The 17,559-nt window shown below is 44.4% G+C and carries 18 protein-coding genes and 1 pseudogene; 14 read left to right on the top strand and 5 right to left on the bottom strand.

The genetic code is table 11. The annotated features are described in order from the left end of the window. Positions 1-32: 32 nt before the first annotated feature. Entirely contained in the window at positions 33-251 is a 219-nt protein-coding gene (locus L5M71_RS10440) for a hypothetical protein (protein WP_105252484.1), read from the bottom strand. Between the two features lie 180 nt (positions 252-431). Here L5M71_RS10440 and L5M71_RS10435 point away from each other — a divergent pair, with 180 nt between their 5' ends. Then, a complete protein-coding gene (locus L5M71_RS10435; RefSeq protein ID WP_113940482.1) occupies positions 432-2,003 on the top strand; it encodes a DUF3369 domain-containing protein in 1,572 nt (523 codons plus the stop codon). A gap of 60 nt (positions 2,004-2,063) precedes the next feature. On the opposite strand, the gene L5M71_RS10430 is transcribed toward L5M71_RS10435, so the two are convergent. Then, positions 2,064-2,549 (bottom strand): hypothetical protein, encoded by a 486-nt coding sequence (locus tag L5M71_RS10430; RefSeq protein WP_206766122.1) that lies wholly within the window; start codon positions 2,547-2,549, stop codon positions 2,064-2,066. 224 nt (positions 2,550-2,773) lie between these two features. Between L5M71_RS10430 and ccoN the strand changes: the two genes are divergently transcribed. From ccoN to ttcA, 11 genes are all read left to right on the top strand, one after another. Continuing rightward, entirely contained in the window at positions 2,774-4,210 is a 1,437-nt protein-coding gene (ccoN, locus tag L5M71_RS10425; RefSeq protein WP_028759964.1) for a cytochrome-c oxidase, cbb3-type subunit I, read from the top strand. A 13-nt stretch (positions 4,211-4,223) separates the two neighbouring features. Beyond that, entirely contained in the window at positions 4,224-4,850 is a 627-nt protein-coding gene (gene ccoO / locus L5M71_RS10420; RefSeq protein WP_028759965.1) for a cytochrome-c oxidase, cbb3-type subunit II, read from the top strand. An 11-nt stretch (positions 4,851-4,861) separates the two neighbouring features. Then, complete coding sequence (locus L5M71_RS10415) at positions 4,862-5,038, top strand: CcoQ/FixQ family Cbb3-type cytochrome c oxidase assembly chaperone (RefSeq protein ID WP_028759966.1); 177 nt, start codon at positions 4,862-4,864, stop codon at positions 5,036-5,038. Beyond that, positions 5,038-6,006, top strand: a complete 969-nt coding sequence (gene ccoP, locus L5M71_RS10410; RefSeq protein WP_028759967.1) for a cytochrome-c oxidase, cbb3-type subunit III — start codon at positions 5,038-5,040, stop codon at positions 6,004-6,006. The genes L5M71_RS10415 and ccoP overlap by 1 nt, the downstream gene beginning before the upstream one ends. Positions 6,007-6,116: 110 nt before the next feature. Continuing rightward, complete coding sequence (locus L5M71_RS10405; RefSeq protein WP_263143446.1) at positions 6,117-6,596, top strand: FixH family protein; 480 nt, start codon at positions 6,117-6,119, stop codon at positions 6,594-6,596. 22 nt (positions 6,597-6,618) lie between these two features. After that, positions 6,619-9,018, top strand: a complete 2,400-nt coding sequence (locus tag L5M71_RS10400; protein ID WP_263206580.1) for a heavy metal translocating P-type ATPase — start codon at positions 6,619-6,621, stop codon at positions 9,016-9,018. 38 nt (positions 9,019-9,056) lie between these two features. Beyond that, a complete protein-coding gene (ccoS, locus tag L5M71_RS10395) occupies positions 9,057-9,305 on the top strand; it encodes a cbb3-type cytochrome oxidase assembly protein CcoS (protein WP_263206579.1) in 249 nt (82 codons plus the stop codon). Beyond that, positions 9,302-9,994, top strand: coding sequence for a sulfite exporter TauE/SafE family protein (locus L5M71_RS10390; RefSeq protein ID WP_168827705.1), 693 nt, complete (start codon positions 9,302-9,304; stop codon positions 9,992-9,994). The genes ccoS and L5M71_RS10390 overlap by 4 nt, the downstream gene beginning before the upstream one ends. A gap of 55 nt (positions 9,995-10,049) precedes the next feature. Beyond that, a complete protein-coding gene (etrA, locus tag L5M71_RS10385; protein WP_006081599.1) occupies positions 10,050-10,802 on the top strand; it encodes an electron transport transcriptional regulator EtrA in 753 nt (250 codons plus the stop codon). Between the two features lie 222 nt (positions 10,803-11,024). Next, positions 11,025-11,957: a universal stress protein UspE gene (gene uspE / locus L5M71_RS10380; protein ID WP_105252478.1), complete on the top strand. Its 933-nt coding sequence runs from the start codon at positions 11,025-11,027 to the stop codon at positions 11,955-11,957. A gap of 78 nt (positions 11,958-12,035) precedes the next feature. Next, entirely contained in the window at positions 12,036-13,004 is a 969-nt protein-coding gene (gene ttcA / locus L5M71_RS10375; RefSeq protein ID WP_173244915.1) for a tRNA 2-thiocytidine(32) synthetase TtcA, read from the top strand. 183 nt (positions 13,005-13,187) lie between these two features. Here the strand turns inward: ttcA and L5M71_RS10370 are convergent, their stop codons facing one another. Both L5M71_RS10370 and L5M71_RS10365 read right to left on the bottom strand, forming a co-directional pair. Then, positions 13,188-13,811, bottom strand: coding sequence for a DUF2987 domain-containing protein (locus L5M71_RS10370; protein ID WP_028759974.1), 624 nt, complete (start codon positions 13,809-13,811; stop codon positions 13,188-13,190). Continuing rightward, positions 13,804-14,616 (bottom strand): glucosaminidase domain-containing protein, encoded by an 813-nt coding sequence (locus L5M71_RS10365; RefSeq protein WP_028759975.1) that lies wholly within the window; start codon positions 14,614-14,616, stop codon positions 13,804-13,806. The genes L5M71_RS10370 and L5M71_RS10365 overlap by 8 nt, the downstream gene beginning before the upstream one ends. Positions 14,617-14,925: 309 nt before the next feature. On the opposite strand from L5M71_RS10365, the gene L5M71_RS10360 reads away from it, so the two are divergent. Continuing rightward, positions 14,926-15,846, top strand: coding sequence for a YvcK family protein (locus L5M71_RS10360; protein ID WP_263206578.1), 921 nt, complete (start codon positions 14,926-14,928; stop codon positions 15,844-15,846). Positions 15,847-15,959: 113 nt separating this feature from the next. Here the strand turns inward: L5M71_RS10360 and L5M71_RS10355 are convergent, their stop codons facing one another. Next, positions 15,960-17,153, bottom strand: a complete 1,194-nt coding sequence (locus tag L5M71_RS10355; RefSeq protein WP_105252476.1) for an amino acid aminotransferase — start codon at positions 17,151-17,153, stop codon at positions 15,960-15,962. Between the two features lie 243 nt (positions 17,154-17,396). Between L5M71_RS10355 and L5M71_RS10350 the strand changes: the two are divergent. Next, positions 17,397-17,552 (top strand): annotated as a pseudogene (locus L5M71_RS10350) (transposase); the annotation flags it as partial. Positions 17,553-17,559 lie beyond the last annotated feature (7 nt).

Genomic DNA, 17,559 nt, shown 5'->3' with positions numbered 1-17,559 from the left:
ATGATAATACTTAAACGCAAATGCCGATAATGTTATTTATCGGCATCAAGATATGTCAGATTTTTAGCGCAACTTGAAAATGAACATTGCTGACAAGTAATACGCTTTTTGCAACAGATCAAGCATAGCTGCCACACTTGCTGTTTCGATTGGCTATCTAAGCACGTGAAGTCAGATGCGCAGATGTGTCCATCATGTATTAGCTGTGCCAATTTATGCGCTGAAATTGATAAGTTAATTCGATTCGTCATGCCCTTTCCCTCCCTATCATTGTTTGATAGTAATAGAATACACAAATGAGAATCGTTATCAACAATGTAATTTAAGGATTGCCACTCACCTCGCTATTTTATGCAAGATTTTGCACCGCTTTGAAATGTGTCTACTACACTGATTATGTGATCATTATTTTTACTTGAATGAGGTATCGGATGCTGATTGATCTTGCAAAGAAAAACCCTCTTTTTTCCGGTAAAAAGTCTACCGAGACAACAGAGTCTGGTATTCCTTGGAAGGTATTAGTGGTCGATGATGAACCTGATGTTCATACCGTCACTAAGCTTGCCCTCTCCCGCTTTAAACTTGATGGCCGTGCCCTCACCTTTATCAATGCTTATAGTGCCGAACAAGCAAAAGAATTACTCAATCAAGAACATGACATCGCCATTGCTTTTATTGATGTTGTCATGGAAAGTGACCATGCAGGGTTAGAACTAGTAAAGTGGATCCGTGAAGAATTACTGAATAAAACCACTCGATTGATCTTACGTACAGGCCAGCCAGGGCAAGCACCTGAAGAAGACGTTATCGTCAATTACGATATTAATGATTACAAAGCAAAAGCTGAACTGGATTCCCGTAAGCTGATGACCAGCGTCTACTCAGCCCTTCGCTCTTATCGCGATATAATGGAAATCGAGCAAGCAAGGCGCACCCAAATAAATCACCGTAAGGGCTTAGAAAGAGTACTAGAAGCCACCTCAGGATTATTTGAACTACGCACCCTGCATAAATTCGCCGATGGGCTACTGACTCAAGTGGCCACTCTACTTAATCTCGATTCAGAAACGCTACTGCTGACTTGTAATGCGATTGATGCGATTAGTGGCCATGTTGAACCTGTCAATATAGAAATCCTTGCTGGTACTGGCCAATTTGCTAATAAATCCCACATTACGCAACTACCTGAACATATTGATCGTCTACTGCGCAGTGCGCTCACCCAACAGCGGTGCCTTTATGAAGACAATTGCTTTATCGGTTACTTTCCCACCAAAGGCGGTTTAATCAATCTACTTTATATGGATGGTATTGATAGAATTGATGATCTTGATAAGAAACTCATTGATATTTTTGCCATCAACGTGGGCATAGCTTTTGAAAATTTGCTGCTCAATCAGGAGGTGGAAGATACACAATCAGAGCTTATTTTACGTTTAGGTGATGTTGTTGAAAGCCGCTCGAAAGAAGCTGCCAATCATGTGAAACGTATGGCGGAGTATTGTTCTCAATTAGCATTACTCGCTGGTTTAAGTGAATACGAAGCCGATTTACTGCGCCGTGCCTCACCAATGCATGACATAGGTAAAATTGCGATCCCCGATGCTGTCCTACTTAAACCCGGCAAATTAGATGACGAAGAATGGAAAGTTATGCGTCAGCACCCTATGATTGGCCATCAAATTCTTGCAAATTCTGAGCGACCAATACTAAAGGCCGCATCAATTATTGCACTGCAACATCATGAAAAATATGATGGTTCTGGTTATCCTGCAAATCTAAAACAAGACGAAATTCACATTTTCTCGCGGATTGTGGCAATCGCAGATGTGTTTGATGCCCTTTCCCATGCCCGCTGTTATAAAACAGCTTGGCCTTTAGAAGAGGTTTTAGCTGAAATGCGTAAAGGGGCGGCAACACACTTTGATCCTCACTTATTACAGCTCTTTATTGAAAATGTAGATATTTTTGTCAAAGTAAAAGAAAACTGGAAGGATCACTAATCTGTATAGTTGATTGTCTTGATGTTTAGAAATCCATATCAAGCACTTTCAAAGATATATCTAACCATTGTCATCTGCGAGAAAATCAAAAACAGCCGTTTTAGTTTCACCATTAACGCTAAAACTCACAAAGCCACGCCAAACCATGTAGCCACTACTACAAGAACCGTAGACTAACTGACCGATATAAGTCATTTCATCAGTTTGCTTCACATTTACAGGAATAACGCCCATAAACATGTCTCTTCCTTCTAAGCGGATTTGCACATTAGAAATTGGCATGGAAGATAACAACTGTAATGTCAATGGCTTTTCGCTTGGTGCACTCCCTGGTGACAAGCGAAAAGTGAGCTCAACATCCCCAACTTTTTTAACACAATCCCCCTTAGAAAATTGGCAAAGTGAAGGATCAAGACTGCTTTTAAGTGTGACTTGCTTTGCATCTTCCTTACAAGCTGTGAGATTGAAGCTAAATAATGCGATAAATAAATAGGGACTCAGACGAGTTAGCACAAAGATTAACCTTATGATGCAATATGTTAACATTCTATGGCGTAGGTTGATCTAGATCAACTTTCCACACCCCTTCTTTGGTATCTTTTTTGATATGGCTCAAGTATCATTGCGAAACCTCATATTTGAGCAAAAATATGCAGGGTAACGCATTGACATCGCTCAGCAACCTTAATAGGGAGGCTGAGTTTTATGTCATTTATAACAGGTAAAGCTTGTCTTTACTAAAAGTAAAAGTAATAAGCAGTGGAAGCATTATGATGAACCATTCCCAGCCAACAGGCGCTGATTACAATTACGCCATTGTCCGCCAATTTGCCTTAACCACCGTTTTGTGGGGTATTGTTGGTATGTCAGTCGGCGTATTAATTGCGGCTCAGTTAATCTGGCCTCAGCTGAACTTTGACACTCCTTGGTTAACGTATAGTCGCTTGCGACCATTACACACCAATGCGGTGATCTTCGCGTTCGGTACATCAGCCCTTTTTGCAACATCCTATTATGTCGTACAACGCACCTGTCAAACCCGACTATTTGCACCTAAGTTAGCCGCATTTACGTTTTGGGGATGGCAAGCCATCATTCTGTCAGCAGCTATCTCTTTACCAATGGGTTTCACCCAAGGAAAAGAATACGCTGAACTAGAATGGCCTATCGATATCGCAATTACTATCGTTTGGGTGTCCTACGCTATCGTGTTCTTCGGTACTATTATCAAACGAACAACTTCGCATATTTATGTGGCGAACTGGTTCTTTGGTGCCTTTATTATTACCGTTGCCGTACTTCACATAGTTAACTCTATGGCAGTACCAGTCAGTCTGTTCAAGTCATACTCTCTGTATAGCGGCGCTGTCGATGCTATGGTGCAGTGGTGGTATGGTCACAACGCTGTAGGTTTCTTATTAACCGCAGGCTTCTTGGGGATGATGTATTACTTCGTACCTAAGCAAGCAGGTCGTCCTGTGTACTCTTACCGTCTTTCTATTGTCCACTTTTGGGCACTGATCGCACTGTATATCTGGGCTGGTCCTCACCACTTACATTACACAGCGTTACCTGACTGGACTCAGTCTTTAGGTATGGTGATGTCACTTATCCTATTCGCACCTTCTTGGGGCGGTATGATTAACGGTATCATGACCTTGTCTGGTGCTTGGCATAAACTGCGTACTGACCCTGTGTTACGTTTCTTAGTTGTTTCTCTGTCTTTCTACGGTATGTCTACCTTCGAAGGCCCTATGATGGCAATTAAGACAGTTAACGCATTATCACACTATACAGACTGGACTATCGGTCACGTTCACTCCGGCGCGCTAGGCTGGGTTGCAATGGTGTCAATCGGTTCTCTGTATCACTTGATCCCTGTATTGTTCGGTCACGGCCGTATGTACAGCATCAAGTTAATTAACGTCCATTTCTGGTTAGCAACTATTGGTACTGTGCTTTACATCGTCTCTATGTGGATTTCAGGTGTAATGCAAGGTCTGATGTGGCGCGCAGTGAATGCTGACGGTACTTTGACTTATAGCTTTGTTGAAAGTCTGGAAGCTTCTTATCCTTTCTACTTCGTACGTTTCCTTGGCGGTTGTTTCTTCCTGACCGGTATGCTGATCATGGCATATAACGTGATCCGTACTGTGAAAGCCTCTAAAGATTCATTGCCAGCATTGGCTGAACCAACAGCGGCTTAAAGGAGCAAACTCGATGAAATTTAATCATGAGATAGTTGAAAAAAACATCGGTTTGTTAGCGATTTTTACTGTTATCGCTATCAGCTTCGGTAGTCTCGTTGAAATCACACCGTTGATTTTTCAAAAAGATACGACTGAGCCAGTTGAAGGTTTAAAGCCATACACTGCCCTGCAAATTGAAGGTCGTGACATCTATGTTCGTGAAGGTTGTTATAACTGTCACAGCCAGATGATCCGTCCTTTACGTGCAGAAACTGAACGTTATGGTCACTACTCTGTCGCGGGCGAATCAGTTTGGGATCATCCATTCCAATGGGGTTCTAAGCGTACGGGTCCTGATCTTGCACGTGTTGGCGGTCGTTATAGCGATAAATGGCATGAAGTTCACTTAATCGATCCTCGTGCTGTAGTTCCTCAATCGAATATGCCAGGGTTCCCATGGTTAGCCGAAAACAAGTTAGACGGCAAACTAACGGGTGACAAGATGACTATCCTACGTAACCTGCATAAAGGCGGTTACAAAGGTAATGATCTTTATACCGATGAAGAAATCGCAGGCGCACAGCAAGCTGTTGCAGGTAAGACAGAAATGGACGCCTTGATTGCATATCTTCAGTCTTTGGGTCACGCACTCAAATAAGGAGGCAATATATGGATTACGGCACATTACAAGGCATTTTAACCATCATTGTGATGCTGACCTTCGTCGGTATATTTGCTTGGGCATATAGCTCGCGTCGTCAAAAATCATTTGATGAAGCAGCTAACCTTGTGTTTTCCGATGAGGAAGTCAACAAGGTATCGAAGGACTCAGGAGAGAATAAGTGATGAGTAGCTTCTGGAGTGTTTGGATTACTGTACTCTCGTTAGTCGTGATCGCGGGTTGTTTTCTATTACTGCGTGTGTGTTCTAAGAACACCACTGACGTAAAAGAAGGCGAATCCATGGGTCACAGTTTCGACGGTATTGAAGAACTCAATAACCCACTGCCAAAATGGTGGAGTTATATGTTCTATATCACTATCGTGTTTGGCTTGATCTATTTGGCCTTATTTCCTGGTTTAGGTAACTACAAAGGCCTATTAGGCTGGACCAGTTCTAACCAGAGTATCGGTACAGAGCATGGCATTAAAGCCGATTCTGCTGCAGCGATTGAGCTAGCAGCAAAAGAAGGTCTTTATGTTCAGTATGATCAAGAAGTAAAACACGCTGATGAAAAATATGGCCCAATCTTCGCCGCTTACTTGGCAACACCACTAGAAGAATTAGTGAAAAACCAAGAAGCGTTGAAAGTGGGTGGCCGTTTGTTCCTGCAAAACTGTGCTCAGTGCCATGGTTCTGATGCACGTGGTAGCAAAGGCTTCCCGAATCTTACCGATGGTGACTGGTTATATGGTGGTGAATTAGCCACGATTAAGACCACTATCATGGCAGGTCGTCATGGCATGATGCCACCCAAAGGTGGTTTGCCAATCGAAGATAGCGAGATTGCTGGTTTAGCTGAATACGTTGTTAAATTGTCTGGTCGTGAGCATGACGAGAAACTCGCTGCTCAAGGTCAAGGCTCATTCATGAAAGGTTGTTTTGCGTGTCATGGTATGGACGCTAAAGGCAACAAGTTTATGGGTGCTCCTAACTTAACTGACGATGTTTGGTTATATGGCGGTAGCCGTGGCATGATCGAAGAGACCATTAAACATGGTCGCGCAGGTGTGATGCCAGCGTGGAAAGACGTTCTCGGTGAAGAGAAAGTTCACGTCATTACAGCTTATGTTTATAGCTTGTCAAACAAGTAATTAGGTATAAGTAACACTAAGGCCTCGAAGACTTCGAGGCCTTTTTTTTAAAGTGCTAAAACCGTCTTTTAACGGTAAAATGGCGCAAATTTTTTGAATGGGTATCTGACATGAGCGAACAACAAGCCTGGTATAAGCAGTTCTGGCCTTGGTTTTTAATTATTCTTCCTTTATGTGCCGTCGTCGCAAGTTTTACCACGCTAAAAATTGCCCTTACGAACTCGGACTCTTTAGTCGCCGAGGATTACTACAAAGATGGCAAAGCCATTAATATGGACTTAAGTAAAGTGAAGTATGCCAAACAAATAGGCATGAATTTTTCACTCGATCAAGCCAATAATGAGATTTTACTGACGCAGCAAGGGGGACCTACATATCAAGCCGCCTTGAAAGTCGAGTTCTATCATCCAACCATTGCCGACAGAGATATGAAACTCACTGCGACGGCCGATGCCAGCAATGTGTATCGCATTACCATCCCTACTACCCTAACCGGCCCTTGGGAAGTTCGCCTCGAAAGTTACGATGGTAAATGGCGAATTCACCAACGCGTTGAATTAAAAGATCACGTCCAACTTTGGCTGAATTGATTGTGGTTAAATAAGTAGCGCTATGACGTATCCAAGTTGTTTTCACTGCCAAGAGCCCGTTCTGACGGGCCAGCAGTTTGTGACTCGCATTAATGACCGTGATGAACTTATGTGTTGCCCTGGCTGTCAGGCGGTTTCTCAAGCGATTGTCGATGCGGGATTACTCAGTTATTACAAGTTCCGCACTGAGCCTGGCAGTAAACAGAATGCCCTGGTCCCCGAAGCATTAACGCAATTTAGCGCCTATGACTTGCCCGAAGTGCAGCAAGACTTTGTGCATTCTGAGGACAATGTCGAATCAGTATCACTCTCCATCGATGGTATCACCTGTGCCGCCTGTGCTTGGTTAATTGAACACAAAGTCAAACAACTCGCGGGCGTGAGCCAAGTGCTAGTCAACTCAACCACCCAACGCGCCATGATCAGTTGGGATAAACGCAAGGTAAAACTTAGCGATATTCTCGGACAAATTAGTCGTATTGGCTATCAAGCCGCGCCCTACCAAGTTGACGAACAAGAGCTCAACAATAAACTCAATAGTCGCAAATTTTTACTGCGTTTAGGCTTAGCTGGCTTTGCGACTATGCAAGTCATGATGTTCGCCCTCGCCCTTTATACTGGCTACTTCACTGATTTAGACGTGCAGTATCGGGACTATTTCCGCTGGGTCAGCATGATTTTTGCCACGCCTGTGGTGCTTTATTCGGCGCAGCCCTTCTATTTTAGTGCCATTCGTACCCTGCTCAGCGGCAAACTCAATATGGATGTGTCTGTTTCGATTGCCATTGGTGGTGCCTATACCGCAAGCTGTTTTGCCACAGTGAATGGCACAGGCGAAGTGTATTTTGAATCCGTATCCATGTTTACATTCTTTTTGTTACTCGGGCGTTACTTCGAGCAAAAGGCAAGACAAAAGGCCTCGGTCAGCTCCAGTAATTTACATAAATTGGTGCCGCTCACTGCACACTTAGTCACCGAAAATGGTCAAGAAGAAATTCCGGCCAAAAAGTTACGCCTCAATGATGTGATCCTTGTAAAACCAGGGGAAATGGTTGCGGCCGATGGTGTGGTGATTGAAGGCCACACAAACATCAATGAAGCTATGCTCACTGGTGAGCAAATGCCCATTGAAAAGCAGCAAGATCAGCAAGTGTACGCTGGCACTATCAACGTCGACCAACCGATAAAAGTTAAAGTTACCGCATTGGGGCAAGACCAACTCGTGGCTGAAATTATTCGACTGCAGGAACTGGCATCCAATACAAAACCTGCGATAGCCCTATTAGCCGATAAATTATCCCGCTATTTCTCGGGTACGATTCTAACAATCGCGACGATCACCTATTTGGTTTGGCAACAGATTTCCCCAGAGGATGCCTTTTGGGTAACGCTATCGGTTCTGGTCGCAACTTGTCCTTGTGCCTTAGCGCTAGCGACACCGACCGCCGTCACCTGTGCAACCGCCATTTTTACCCGTCTTGGGATCATTACCCGCAAAGCCGGCGTATTTGAAAAACTGCCGCAGATTAAACATGTGGTCTTTGATAAAACTGGCACCCTTACCTGTGGTACGCTCTCTATCGGGCAAACGCAGTGCATGGCCGATTTAACAAAGACGCAGGCCTTAGCCATTGCAGCGGCGCTGGAAACGGGCTCTCGCCATCCGATTGCGGCTGCATTTGCCCTATTTGCCGATAATACCTTGGTCGCGGAGCAAGTTCACCATGAAGTTGGCTTTGGTGTTCGAGGCCGTATCGAGGGGACTGACTATTTAATTGGTAATGCTGTATTTACTGGCGCACGTGTCGATACTCAGGACCCAACCCAAAAGATTTGGTTAGCACGCTCAGCCAATGAGCAGCTTGAAGTGCTTGCAAGTTTTGAGATCCAAGACAATATTCGTCAAGACAGTAAGGCCACGATTGAAATATTAAAGCAACAAGGTTGTCGCATTAGTATCGCCAGCGGCGATAGCTCGGGACATGTGCATCAACTGGCCAAAGAGCTGGGAATTGAAGATGTGCACAGCGGATTAACGCCCGCGGGTAAACTTGCCCTAGTAACGAAATTACAACAGCATACTCGCGTGGCGATGTTTGGCGATGGCATCAATGATGCGCCTGTACTTGCGGGGGCTGATTTGTCGGTCGCCATGGGCAGTGGCAGTGCGATTGCCAAAAACAGTGCCGATTTGATTTTGCTGGGCGATCATCTATCCCGTTTCACCCAAGCTGTCACAGTCGCTAAACTGACCACGCAAATTATTAAACAAAATTTAGCTTGGGCGCTGGGTTACAACGCCCTTATCTTGCCTTTAGCTGTCACTGGTCATGTGGCACCTTATATTGCCGCGATTGGCATGTCGGCGAGTTCTTTGATTGTGGTCGGTAATAGCCTGAGATTATTACGGGTAAAAGTGTGATCATATTAAAACGTTTAACCAGATAGTAAGAGGTCAGTATGGAAATTATTTATGTGCTTATCCCCATTGCCATGATCTTCGTCGCCATTGCGGTAATGGTATTTTTTTGGGCAGTGAAATCTGAGCAATTTGATGATCTTGACCGTCAAAGTGTTTCTATATTGTTTGATGAAAATACTGACAAACCTGGCCATCTAGCCACCCCCGCCATTCAGTCAACAGCAGAACATCATGACATCGCAGCGCAGCAAGCGATAAAAAATCAGCAAAAAGGCATGCCTTTGTGATTGAGTACAATGTCACCGGTGCCTTTCTCGTCGGCTTGATGGGAGCTGCACATTGTTTTGGTATGTGTGGCGGTTTAGTGGGCGCTTTTTCCGCCCAAATCCCTCATCCTAAAATAGGTAACCAGCTGGCCCATCAGCTTAAATATTTACTGAGTTACAATTTAGGCCGTATTTTAAGTTATACCTTAGCGGGCGGCTTAGTGGGCGCATCGTCGGCAGGTCTTGGTCGCTTATTTGAGCTGGATATTTATCTGATTGTCCTGCGCATGATTGCCGGACTGATGATGATCGCAACAGGACTTTACATCGCTAAAATTTGGGTTGGAATAGTGCAAATTGAGCGTGTAGGTCAATGGCTATGGCAATATTTAAAACCGCTAGCGCAGCGCCTTGTTCCAATCAAGAATCCGAGCCAAGCAGTCATGGCGGGATTCATTTGGGGCTGGCTCCCCTGCGGCCTCGTCTATAGCACCTTAACTTGGTCGGTTGCATCTGGCTCTGCCAGCCAAGGCGCCTTGATTATGTTAGCCTTTGGCTTGGGTACTTTACCCGCCCTATTAAGTGCTGGCGTGGCGGCAAAACGCCTTGCTGCATGGGTACAAAAGAAAACCGTTAGACTATTGAGCGGCTTACTGTTAATTGCCTTTGGTGGTCAAACTTTATATATCGCACTCGCGCAGCTAAACTAGCCCAAGTGCGTGAATTGGTTTAACATGGCAGCAGTGGATTAACTTGAGAATCAACATGACAATTGAACAAAATAAGAATCGTCGTCCTGCCGCTAGCGGATGTACAATCCATTGTCACGATTGCAGTATGGGTACCCTTTGTATTCCTTTTACCCTCAATGCAAGTGAGCTAGATCAGCTCGATGATATTATTGAGCGTAAAAAGCCAATCCAGAAAGGCGAGCAAATTTTTAAGTCAGGTGACGCGTTGAAATCCCTGTTTGCGATCCGCTCTGGCACCATCAAAAGTTACACTATTACCGAGCAAGGTGATGAGCAGATAACGGGCTTCCATCTCGCGGGGGATGTGATTGGTTTTGATGGTATTCACGCTCAGTTGCACCAGAGTTTTGCACAGGCCCTCGAGACCTCTATGGTCTGTGAAATCCCCTTTAATATCCTCGATGAACTTTCGGGCACTATGCCTAAGTTACGTCAGCAGATCATGCGTCTAATGAGTAATGAGATCATGAGCGATCAAGAAATGATCCTGCTGCTCAGTAAGAAAAATGCCGAAGAACGTCTAGCAGCGTTTATCAGCAATTTAGCAAATCGTTTCGGCAGCCGTGGCTTCTCACCCAAAGAATTCCGCTTAACCATGACCCGCGGTGACATTGGTAATTATCTCGGTTTAACCGTTGAGACCATCAGCCGCTTACTTGGACGCTTCCAAAAGTCAGGCTTGATTGAGGTTAAGGGTAAGTACATCACTATCCTCGACTCGCAAGAGCTAAATCTGTTAGCGGGTAATTCTCGCATCGCGAGATAGTCAATCGCAAGAGCATTAACCGTGAGAGGTCAAGCCTAAATAATTGTCGCCAATAGCATAACAGTTTAATGGTAAAAGCTGTGCTTGCTAGACATGTCATGCAGATTAAGGCATGATTTTTAAGCGAGTTTTAATCAATTTCAAATGAGTTTGATCTAGAACAATACAGCTCACTGCCAAAGGCTCATGATGATATTGAGCCTATGACTAAAGGAACCTCCCATGAAGGATTATCAAAAAATACTGGTTGTGGTTGACCCTACCACTGAGAATCAAGTTGCCCTTGCACGAGCGGTCGCCTTGGCCAGTAAATGCAACGCTCAAGTCACTGTGTTTCTTTCTATCTTCGACTTCTCTTACGAAATGACTTCGATTTTGTCGAATCAAGAACGCGAAGCCATGCGTCAAGGTGTCATAGATCAACGGCTCGCTTGGATCCAAGACTTACTCGCCGCTTATACTCATCTGCAACTCAATATCGATACTCAAGTCATTTGGCATAATCGCCCCTTTGAAAGCATTATTAATCATGCTATTTCAGGGCAATACGATTTGATTGTTAAAGGCACCCATGCCCACGACAAACTCAAGGCGGTGATCTTCACTCCAACTGATTGGCATTTGATGCGTAAAGCCCCTGTGCCAGTGTTGATGGTGAAAGCCCATGACTGGCCAGCCGCGGGCAAAATCCTCTGTGCTGTGAATGTGGCAACCGAAGATACCGATCATCAAATGCTTAACGGTAAAATTATTGAACATGCAAAAGATTTGGCGAAAAAGTTCTCTGCTGAAGTACATTTAGTCAATGGCTATCCCGGCACGCCAGTTAACCTAGCCATTGAGCTTCCTGACTTTGATGCCCAGTCATACAACGAAACCATTCGCATGCAGCATGAGCAGCGCGTGAGTTATCTTGCGGGCGCCTATGATATTAATCCAAGTCATTGCCATGTAAAAGAAGGTTTACCAGAGGATGTGATCCCTGAGCTTGCTGAAAAACTTGATGCTGAATTGGTGATCTTAGGGACTGTCGGTCGTACCGGATTTTCAGCAGCACTGATAGGCAATACCGCTGAACATGTTATCGATAGCATCAACTGCGATTTATTGGCTATAAAGCCCGACGGTTATAAATCACCGTTAGAAGAAGCCTAAGCAATACGCGGCTCTTTACCCCGCCAAAGATAGCTGGAATAATACGCGCCCTGAAACTGTGTTACTGGGCGCTTTTTTATGCTTGAAGCTATATCTGAAGTTACGGTAAATCCTATGCCGGAAGAATTATCAAAAAAACAAACTACCCGTCTGAATAAATTACAGAAGCGGCTTCGTCGTGAAGTGGGCAGCGCGATTGCCGATTACAATATGATTGAAGATGGCGATAAGATCATGTGCTGCCTCAGTGGCGGTAAAGACAGCTACGCCATGCTCGATATTTTGATGAATCTGCAGCAACGCGCGCCCATTCAGTTTGAAATCATTGCGGTTAATTTAGATCAGAAGCAACCAGGCTTCCCTGAACATGTATTGCCTGCCTATCTCGATAAGCTCAATGTGCCTTATCACATCCTCGAGAAAGATACTTACTCGATAGTGAAAGACAAAATCCCTGAAGGTAAAACCACCTGCTCCTTGTGCTCTCGCCTGCGCCGCGGCACGCTTTATGGCTTTGCTCAGCGTATCGGCGCCACTAAAATCGCCCTAGGCCATCACAGGGATGACATTATCGAGACCTTGTTCTTAAATATGTTCTTTGGCGGTAAGATGAAAGCAATGCCGCCAAAGCTGCTGTCGGATGATGGCGCTAATATCGTCATACGTCCCCTAGCCTATTGTCGCGAGAAAGATCTCGAAGAATATGCCAGCTTAAAAGAATTTCCAATCATTCCATGCAACTTGTGTGGCTCACAGGAAAACTTAAAGCGCGCCGCAGTCAAAGACATGCTAAATCAATGGGATAAACAATACCCAGGCCGCATTGAAACGATTTTCACCGCCATGCAAAACACCGCACCATCACAGGGTGTTGACCGTGAACAGTTCGACTTTGTGTCTCTAACACGTGACCCAGATGCGCCTATGCGTGGTGATGTTGCTGAAGCCAATCTACCTGCATTCGATTTTCTTGATATCGCCAATAGCGGTCGTATCGATTTGGATGCAGCAAAACGCATTGATATTGTTAACACTTACGAAGTCTGACTTAGACTAAATTTAGCGCCTAATCAGTAAGAGAAGTTAACGCAACGAAAGTAAGCAAGATAAATTAGCACAACAAAATGCCCACTTAATGTGGGCATTTTTATGCTTACAGAATAAGTTTATCTTTGAGCCAGCGCTTCTGAATCGCTTATCTCAAGACACCTATTCAAGATATAAAGATGATTACTTCACCCAAGGACTCAACACTAATGGCTGGGCACTGAAGCTTAGCGTGGTGATGCTTTCAAGCTCATTAGCGGCTAATTTATAACTGCCTTTTATCGCTTCTTCACGGCCATTAAGGCGTACATAGACTTCTTGTTCAGGTGAGAATTCAAAGTTTAAACCAGTAATGGATTCCCTAAAATAACGCATCGGGAAGCCTTGCATAGCACCGAGCAGCGTGTCCATCTCAGTCATGATTTGTTGTAAGCGCGTTTTATCGTACTCGGCTAATGTCTGTTTTGCTCTCACTTGCATTGCAATACCACATCCCTCAGCGCTGCCAGCGAAATTCAGATTAACCAAGGCTCGCTGATCTTTTAAATCATCATCTAAGGGAATGAATAATCGCTGTGCATCAGTATACGTCAGTGGCGTTGAGGTTTTTTCACTGGAAATAGAACCACTTTGGATCAAACAATTCTTTTGCATTGGAACACTAAAAGCCACTTCCACGAGTTGATAACCGCCTTTATTGACTTGTTTCAACCTATCATAAAAGCCTTTATATTCAAGGGATACAGTTTCTGCAGCGGCGCTAGTTGCCAAAAAGAACAGGCTACTAAACAACAGTTTTTTATACATCGACATTCACCAAATATTTTTCATTATGACGTAACATATCAAGCAGCTCATCAATATAAGCTTCTTGTCTTTCAGAATAATTCACTAAACCGTAAATCAATTGATCCGCTGTTGGCTCTAGCTCCTGTGAACGTAGATCTGCTCGAATAGAGCGAAATAACGCATAGGCAGTATTAGAATTTAAATTACGCATATAGGATGAAACCGATTCATCGACCGATGAAAACACTTTCACCTCATGACTTTTACCCGAACCACGTGAGGACGGCACTATGCCGCAGCCAGAAGTAAAACACCATTCACCAAAAAAGTTAAAACCTTCTCTGGCAAAACGTGAACTCCCCCAACCCGATTCATTCGCGGCTTGAATTAACACCATAGATTCCGGCACGATATCGACACGTTTAAGTAAGCTTGCTAATGACTTAGCATCTACGTTACGCGCCGCATATTGGTATTTATCAAATAACGCATTGATCTGCGCTAATTCAGTATCAGATAAACTCTTACCATTATCGACTAAGGCAAGCATCTCATTGATAAAGCCACGCTCCATCAAGATAATGGCATTCTGTTGCTGAACAATCGGCCGCAGGAAATCAAAAAAAGCTTTCTTCTTTTCGGTAATGTCGCTGATCGCTGAAAAGTCAGGGACTTGCGTAACAGGATCGACATCGCTAACGAATTGGGGCGCAATAGCGGATGAGTCATTAGAGTGAGGAATGATCCAAACTCGTAATGCAAAAATCGCCACTATGACCATGGCTAATGCCAATGTAAACGAACCGATTCTACCCGTTTTCAATCATTCACCTTAGGTGTAACGCCCTTATTGGGCAAATAAAGGCCGGATTATAAGCTATTTGTCAGATTTCACGAAATTTGCCCATCATCATGATCACGAACTCAGGTACAATATTACGCCTGAGGCACCATTATCGAGTCGAGCTTGCTATTACCCGTCGTTTATAGATGCAAGCATTTGACTGAGTATTTATACTAAGGTTCCTTAGCGTTATCACCATTGCACAACGGCTCATGAGTCATCCCGCTTATAGCGACAATGGATGGCTATGACATTAAATTTTCGGGTATTCAGGAAGGAAAAACCCAGATGCAGCATTTGATGTTAAATCAATTTGAACGTGTCGTCGCCATCGGCGGAGGCCATGGTTTAGGCCGAGTATTATCCTCGCTCGATTTTTTAGGCAACCGCCTTACAGGGATTGTCGCCACCACTGATAATGGCGGTTCTACTGGTCGACTGAGAGCCGAGCAAGACTGTATTGCTTGGGGTGATTTACGTAACTGCTTATCCCATTTAGCTAATCGTCCTTCCGTTGGCTCGCAATTGTTCGAATATCGTTTCCAAGGTGCCACTGAACTCAGTGGCCATAATTTAGGTAATTTAATTTTACTGGCTCTTGATCAACTCTGCGTTCGTCCATTAGAAGCGGTTAATCTCATCCGTAACTTACTTAAGATAGAAACCCAACTTATTCCCATGTCAGAGCAGCCCACTCACTTAGTGGCCCTGCAAGCCTGTGGCAGTAAAGTCTTTGGGGAGATCAATGTCGACAGTATGGATGAAGCGCCTATCGCGCTCTGCCTTGAGCCACAGGTCGATGCCACCTTTGAAGCCTGTGAGGCAGTTCGGCACGCAGATTTAGTTATTCTAGGCCCTGGCAGCTTCTTAACCAGTATCATGCCGCCGCTGCTGTTACCTAAGTTCGCGAAAAGCCTCGCTGCTACTAAAGCACAGGTGATCTTTATCGATAACCTTGCCGAAGAGGCCTCACCCGCTGGTCGGTTTAGCATTGAGCAACGTATCGCTTGGTGTCACCAAGTGATTGGCAAGCCCATTATTCACAAAGTACTTTGCCACGGTGAACAAACGCGTTTAGGGCCACTGATTAACTATTTTCCGTTGAAGAATCGCCATAATCCCAATCTACATGATCAAGCTAATTTATTAGATGCATTAAGCGCCCTGCTGCGGATCAATGATCTCACTCAACAACCGCTTGCCTGCTAGCGCTTACCTGTTAATCATTTAATCGAAATAATAAAGGACAGCAAGTGCTGTCCTTTATATTGTAAAGCTAAAAGGAATGTCCCTTTAGTCTGTCTATAAGGCTGCAATAACCATTACAACACTTGTGCTATGGCTTTACAGATAACAGGCATATTCGTCTTAGTCATGCCTGCAACGCTAATGCGTCCAGAGCCGACAATATAGACACCAAATTCGTCTTTCAAACGTGCCACTTGGGCTTTGTTTAAACCTGAGAAACTGAACATGCCATTTTGGCGAGAAATAAAACTGAAGTCCTGAGTCACGCCTTCAGCCTTTAAGCTATCAACAAACAGAGTACGCATTTCGGCGATACGTTCACGCATCTCTTTGACTTCCTGCACCCACATGGCTTTCAGAGCTGCATCATTTAATATCGTGCTGACGATCAGTGCGCCATGGGCTGGCGGATTAGAATAGTTGGCGCGTATGGTACGTTTCACTTGGCTAAAAGCACGTACGGCAGCATCAGCATCTTCAGCCACCACAGTCACGGCGCCAATACGCTCGTTGTATAAACCAAAGTTTTTAGAGAAAGAGTTAGCGACCAGCAACTCAGACACTTTAGACGCGACTAAACGCAGACCTGCCGCATCTTCTTCAATGCCAGCACCAAAACCTTGATAAGCAAAGTCAAACAGTGGCACGAGTTTCTTATCAGCACACAATTGAGCAACAAGTTCCCATTGCGCCAACGTTAAATCGATACCCGTTGGGTTATGGCAGCAACCGTGTAGCAGCACGACATCACCCGCATTGGCGTGAGACAAGTCAGTCATCATGGTATCGAAATCGATGTCATGGGCTTCTGCTTTGTAATAACCGTACTCTTTAACCGTTAAACCCGCCGTTTCAAAAATATTTTGATGGTTGGCCCACGTTGGATTGCTCACCCAAATAGTGTGCGAATCGGTATTACGCAGTAAAAACTCAGCAGCAATACGCAGTGCTCCTGTACCACCAGGAGCTTGCGCTGTGGCAGCACGGCCAGAAGAAATTAATGCACTGCCTTCGCCGAACAACAAGGTTTGTACTACACGGTTATAAGCTTGAACGCCTTCAATGCCTAAGTAGTTTTTGGTCTTCTCTTGCTCAAGTAAAATGGCCTCGGCTTTTTTCACTGAAGCCAGAACGGGAGTCTGTCCTGCCTCATCCTTATAAATGCCAACACCAAGATTAACTTTATCCTGACGCGGATCAGCTTTAAAGGTATCGGTTAAACCAAGAATTGGATCAGCGGGTGCGAGTAATACTTGAGAGAAAATCATGACTACGTATCCTAATATGCGCGTGTAGGGGAAATTTCGGCTTATTTATACCACTGTCTTTAAGGGGGTAATAGCGACTTAAGTCCCTTCTTAGGGAAATTATTACACTATTGTCGATTCAACAATAAAAAGTACATTTTATTACGCAATTACTAGGGTCTGTTGATCTTTCGAGAGTAATTTTTAGACAGCATGGCAAGACGTTATAATTTGCTTCGCCAAAAGTAACCATAACCTCAAGCCATGCCAAGACTTATGCTAACCGATGCACGCTGGGAAAAGCTATTTCATTTAATGAAAAGCACAGGCCGTGTTTATGACAAACCTGAACATAGACAAACATTCGAAGGTATTCTTTACCGCCTTAGAACAGGTATCCCTTGGCGAGATTTACCTAAAACCTAAA

It is taken from the genome of Shewanella sp. SW1, from assembly GCF_025653545.1.
GTDB classification, from domain to species: Bacteria; Pseudomonadota; Gammaproteobacteria; order Enterobacterales; family Shewanellaceae; genus Shewanella; species Shewanella oncorhynchi.
This window is presented reverse-complemented; position numbering and strand designations above follow the sequence as displayed.

What these genes read in the sequence shown, in the direction of transcription:
- ttcA (WP_173244915.1), top strand. Translation starts at nt 12,036, where the DNA reads ATGCTTGAAGCTATATCTGAAGTTACGGTAAATCCTATGCCGGAAGAA.
- ccoS (WP_263206579.1), top strand. Translation starts at nt 9,057, where the DNA reads ATGGAAATTATTTATGTGCTTATCCCCATTGCCATGATCTTCGTCGCC.
- L5M71_RS10405 (WP_263143446.1), top strand. Translation starts at nt 6,117, where the DNA reads ATGAGCGAACAACAAGCCTGGTATAAGCAGTTCTGGCCTTGGTTTTTA.
- uspE (WP_105252478.1), top strand. Translation starts at nt 11,025, where the DNA reads ATGAAGGATTATCAAAAAATACTGGTTGTGGTTGACCCTACCACTGAG.
- L5M71_RS10360 (WP_263206578.1), top strand. Translation starts at nt 14,926, where the DNA reads ATGCAGCATTTGATGTTAAATCAATTTGAACGTGTCGTCGCCATCGGC.
- L5M71_RS10355 (WP_105252476.1), bottom strand. Translation starts at nt 17,153, where the DNA reads ATGATTTTCTCTCAAGTATTACTCGCACCCGCTGATCCAATTCTTGGT.
- L5M71_RS10435 (WP_113940482.1), top strand. Translation starts at nt 432, where the DNA reads ATGCTGATTGATCTTGCAAAGAAAAACCCTCTTTTTTCCGGTAAAAAG.
- ccoN (WP_028759964.1), top strand. Translation starts at nt 2,774, where the DNA reads ATGATGAACCATTCCCAGCCAACAGGCGCTGATTACAATTACGCCATT.
- ccoP (WP_028759967.1), top strand. Translation starts at nt 5,038, where the DNA reads ATGAGTAGCTTCTGGAGTGTTTGGATTACTGTACTCTCGTTAGTCGTG.
- L5M71_RS10415 (WP_028759966.1), top strand. Translation starts at nt 4,862, where the DNA reads ATGGATTACGGCACATTACAAGGCATTTTAACCATCATTGTGATGCTG.
- etrA (WP_006081599.1), top strand. Translation starts at nt 10,050, where the DNA reads ATGACAATTGAACAAAATAAGAATCGTCGTCCTGCCGCTAGCGGATGT.
- L5M71_RS10400 (WP_263206580.1), top strand. Translation starts at nt 6,619, where the DNA reads ATGACGTATCCAAGTTGTTTTCACTGCCAAGAGCCCGTTCTGACGGGC.
- L5M71_RS10430 (WP_206766122.1), bottom strand. Translation starts at nt 2,549, where the DNA reads ATGTTAACATATTGCATCATAAGGTTAATCTTTGTGCTAACTCGTCTG.
- L5M71_RS10440 (WP_105252484.1), bottom strand. Translation starts at nt 251, where the DNA reads ATGACGAATCGAATTAACTTATCAATTTCAGCGCATAAATTGGCACAG.
- L5M71_RS10370 (WP_028759974.1), bottom strand. Translation starts at nt 13,811, where the DNA reads ATGTATAAAAAACTGTTGTTTAGTAGCCTGTTCTTTTTGGCAACTAGC.
- ccoO (WP_028759965.1), top strand. Translation starts at nt 4,224, where the DNA reads ATGAAATTTAATCATGAGATAGTTGAAAAAAACATCGGTTTGTTAGCG.